The sequence below is a fragment of the Nocardioides malaquae genome (assembly GCF_015070385.1).
GTDB lineage: Bacteria > Actinomycetota > Actinomycetes > Propionibacteriales > Nocardioidaceae > Nocardioides > Nocardioides malaquae.
Window position 1 is genome coordinate 1 of sequence record NZ_JADCSA010000028.1, and the last position, 3,232, is coordinate 3,232.

The 3,232-nt window shown below is 64.0% G+C and carries 4 protein-coding genes; all 4 read left to right on the forward strand.

Annotation, left to right across the window (positions count from 1 at the left end; all coding sequences use genetic code 11):
* Positions 1 to 4: 4 nt before the first annotated feature.
* The 4 genes from IEQ44_RS18510 to IEQ44_RS15475 all read left to right on the forward strand — a co-directional run bounded on the left by IEQ44_RS18510 (position 5) and on the right by IEQ44_RS15475 (position 3,171).
* Positions 5 to 361, forward strand: coding sequence for a VldE C-terminal domain-containing protein (locus tag IEQ44_RS18510; RefSeq protein WP_498371224.1), 357 nt, complete (start codon positions 5 to 7; stop codon positions 359 to 361).
* 608 nt (positions 362 to 969) lie between these two features.
* Positions 970 to 1,524, forward strand: a complete 555-nt coding sequence (locus tag IEQ44_RS15465; RefSeq protein WP_227487597.1) for a hypothetical protein — start codon at positions 970 to 972, stop codon at positions 1,522 to 1,524.
* Positions 1,525 to 1,587: 63 nt separating this feature from the next.
* Entirely contained in the window at positions 1,588 to 2,220 is a 633-nt protein-coding gene (locus IEQ44_RS15470; RefSeq protein WP_193639376.1) for a hypothetical protein, read from the forward strand.
* Positions 2,221 to 2,361: 141 nt separating this feature from the next.
* Positions 2,362 to 3,171 carry a M23 family metallopeptidase gene (locus IEQ44_RS15475; RefSeq protein ID WP_319804713.1) on the forward strand — a complete coding sequence of 270 codons (810 nt, stop codon included), beginning with the start codon at positions 2,362 to 2,364 and terminating at the stop codon, positions 3,169 to 3,171.
* Positions 3,172 to 3,232 lie beyond the last annotated feature (61 nt).

A 3,232-nucleotide genomic window follows, 5' to 3' on the forward strand; every position in this document is an offset into this window, starting at 1 on the left:
AGCCCTGACGACGAAGCTCTCCTCAAGGCCTTGCAAACACCCGCCGCAAGGCACTAAGGCGTTTGACCCAAGTCAGGCGTCGGAGCATCCGCTGGGTCGTGCCTGCGACGGCACCTTCGGCAACGCCATCGGGGTGCCCGCCACCGGCCGTTCCCTGGACCTCGGTTGGAAGGTCACGAACTGGCTGAAGACCAACGCCTCCGCCCTCGGGGTGGAGTACCTGATTTGGCAAGGCCGGATCTGGTCATCGGCCCGCCACAGCGAGGGCTGGCGGCCCTACAACGGCGGCGGCATGCACGACCCCGGCAACGTGACCGGTGGACACTACGACCACCTGCACTTCACTATCGCCCTCAGGTAACGCTCACCCGATCGAGTGGACGCAGGATGATGGTGCCCAGTTGCCCTCTCTTGGATCCCTAGAACCGTGGGGGAATTCGCGGCCCAGTGTCTCGACCTTCGGGACTCTTAGGATCCAGCAGGCTCAGTCTCTGCCTCCTGCGCTCCTCTACAACCGCTTCCATTCAGTGCCACGGGATCCACCAACGTTTATCTAGTTGGACGGCCCCAGCTTCCCCTCCCAGGCTCTCTCACCACCGGCCTCACGTCAGCCCCAGACCTCAGGGGCGGACACCGGGGCAGAAGTATGGCCACGATCATGGTCGTCGATGAGACACCGGGTACACCCGTACCGGCACTCCGCTACCTTTCGTGGCAGCACTTGCCCGTACCAGTCCTGGCGGGCACCAGTAGGGAGGGGAAGTCATGAAGGTCAATTGGAGGCACAAGGCCGTCGCTGCAGGAGTCATCTCGATGGGACTCGTCGCTGTGCCCTCCATTCATGCGCAGTCTGCGACCAGCGATCGTACCCCGGTTGGTTCAGCGAGCGCTCTGTCCTCAGAGGAACTCCATGACGTCCAAGTGGGAGACCATATCGACGCACTCGGGGAACCTACGACGTTACATGGAATGGATGCCGTCGAGTTAAGCGCTCTGCCCGTTCTAGACGAGTCCGGAACCGTAATTCGGGAGTCTCTTTCAGACGTATCGCCGGATGCCCTAGGCGATCAGAAGGTTGCGGGGACACAGTTTAGGCTAACGAAACGCCCTGGACAGAAGAGGGGGTTGAGTCGAAGGCGTCTTTTCGGGGCTTGCATGCCCGTGACTGGCGGGGATGACCCACATGAGTCTACCGAGACTGGCGGGACAAAGAACCAGGTCTCTGCCCATGGTTGGTGGAGAAAGGGCGAATGCTCAGGGACGAAGGCAACCGTCAAGGCTTGCCTGCACGAGTTGTGGGTTGCAGACAACGGGACGAAGCACTGGATACAGAAGAAGTGCAATTCTAAAGAAATCAAGCCCGCGAAAAAAAACACGAACAAGCCACGCATGAACGTTCGAGCCAACTGTTCCAACCTGAAGCTGACCGGTTGGGCCAACTACGTCGACGTCGACGTCCACGGGACCTGGGACAACAGTCTCAAACTGGCCAAGTACAGAAACGTCTACTGCCGAATCCTATGATTCGACCGAAACGTAGAGCGGCGAAAAATTCCCGGATCTCCCCATCGATCCTCAGGAGGGACTATGGGCTTTGAGTTCAGCGACGATGTCGCGTCCGGCGCCTGGTTCGGACTCCCCGTCGGCACGCCCGAGCGCGATGCGATGGTTTTTGTCGTCCAACAGCTCGGACCCGCCGGGTTCGAGTCGTACGCGCGAGCCCTGACCGTGCCCGACCCGCCCGTTCCCGGGACTTCGATCGACGAGCTCGACGAGCAACTCTGGGACGCCGCACCCAGTGAACGCGACATCGTGGTGGCCTTGTTGCGGGCGATCGAGGATCTCACGGGGGAACGCCCGACCCTCCACTTCAAGTTCTGGGTCGGTCATCACTATGAACCCCCGCTGAAGCCGAGGACGCTCGACCGGATGCTGCCGTATCGCGACTACATCCACGCTCGAGGCACGCTAGAGGAATGGCTGGACTGGGGTCGAAGGAACCCCGGCCAGAACGTCTGCCCGGCAGCGGTCTGGCCTCCGGACCAGTCCTGGTGTCTAAGCCAGGACGTCGACGTTCTCCACGTCGGTGTCGGTGGAAGCCACGCACTCATCGACGCTCTGTCCCAGCGCACCGCTGTGACGATGGCGAAAGTTCCGTGGAGCAGACAGTCACTCGGACTTGGCTGGTCCGAAGACACATCCACGACGCCGACGCCGTGATCAGTGCGCGCACCAAACCCCGATGCCCCCGTGTCCGCCGACGCTCGGGATTGTTCATCCCCACGACGACCGACGAACTACACCGGCTCTCTGAAAGAGATTCGATCTAGTCCCGGGTAGCGGCAGGGTCTGCTGATCGCGGTGGGGACGGTCCTGAACCCTGCGGCCCAGGCCAACTGCCTCCCGTCCGCCGCTGCTGCGACGGACGCGAGCGATCCGGTGAGCGTCCCGGAGACCGCTCGGGTGGTGTTCCCCCTTCCTGCGGGGACGTGGGTGCGGACCAGCCGGTACGGGACCCGGGTGCACCCGATCACCGGCGAACGCAAGCTGCACAGCGGCGTGGACTTCGCCGCCAGCGCCGGCACGCCGATCCTGGCGGCAGCCGACGGACGAGTCGTGTTCGCCGGCCCAGCCACCGGCTACGGACACTGGATCGTCATCGAGCACACCGTCGACGGGAAGAGGGTGGCCACCGGCTACGCCCACATGTACGCCTCCGGTGTGCACGTCGCCACCGGTGACACCGTCACCGCCGGTCAACACATCGCCGACGTCGGCAGTGACGGCTACTCGACCGGCGCCCACCTCCACTTCGAACTTTTCCCCGGCGGCGCAGACGCGCCCCCCGCCGACCCTGAACCGTGGCTCGCCAGCCACGGGGCCGCGACCGCGGCCGTCGATGCCGACGCGGCAGTCGCGGGCTGCTCCGAGCCCGCTGCTGGTCCCGCCACGGAGTTTCCCGGGGAGGACCCAGACGGGATGGTCGACGACCCCACCAGCAAGGGACTCATCACCGCCCGCACCGCCCACGTCCTGGCCCAGGTCCGCACCCACTTCCCCGCCACAGCGTGGGCGTGCTGGTCACCACGGTCGGGACCGTCGGAGCATCCGCTGGGTCGTGCCTGCGACGGCACCTTCGGCCTGAGTTGGGTCAGTTGCACAGATTCCTGAGGGCTGGAACGCGCTGACCTGCGGTGATGCTTGTTCTTAGTGCGTCGGCAAGGCACTAATT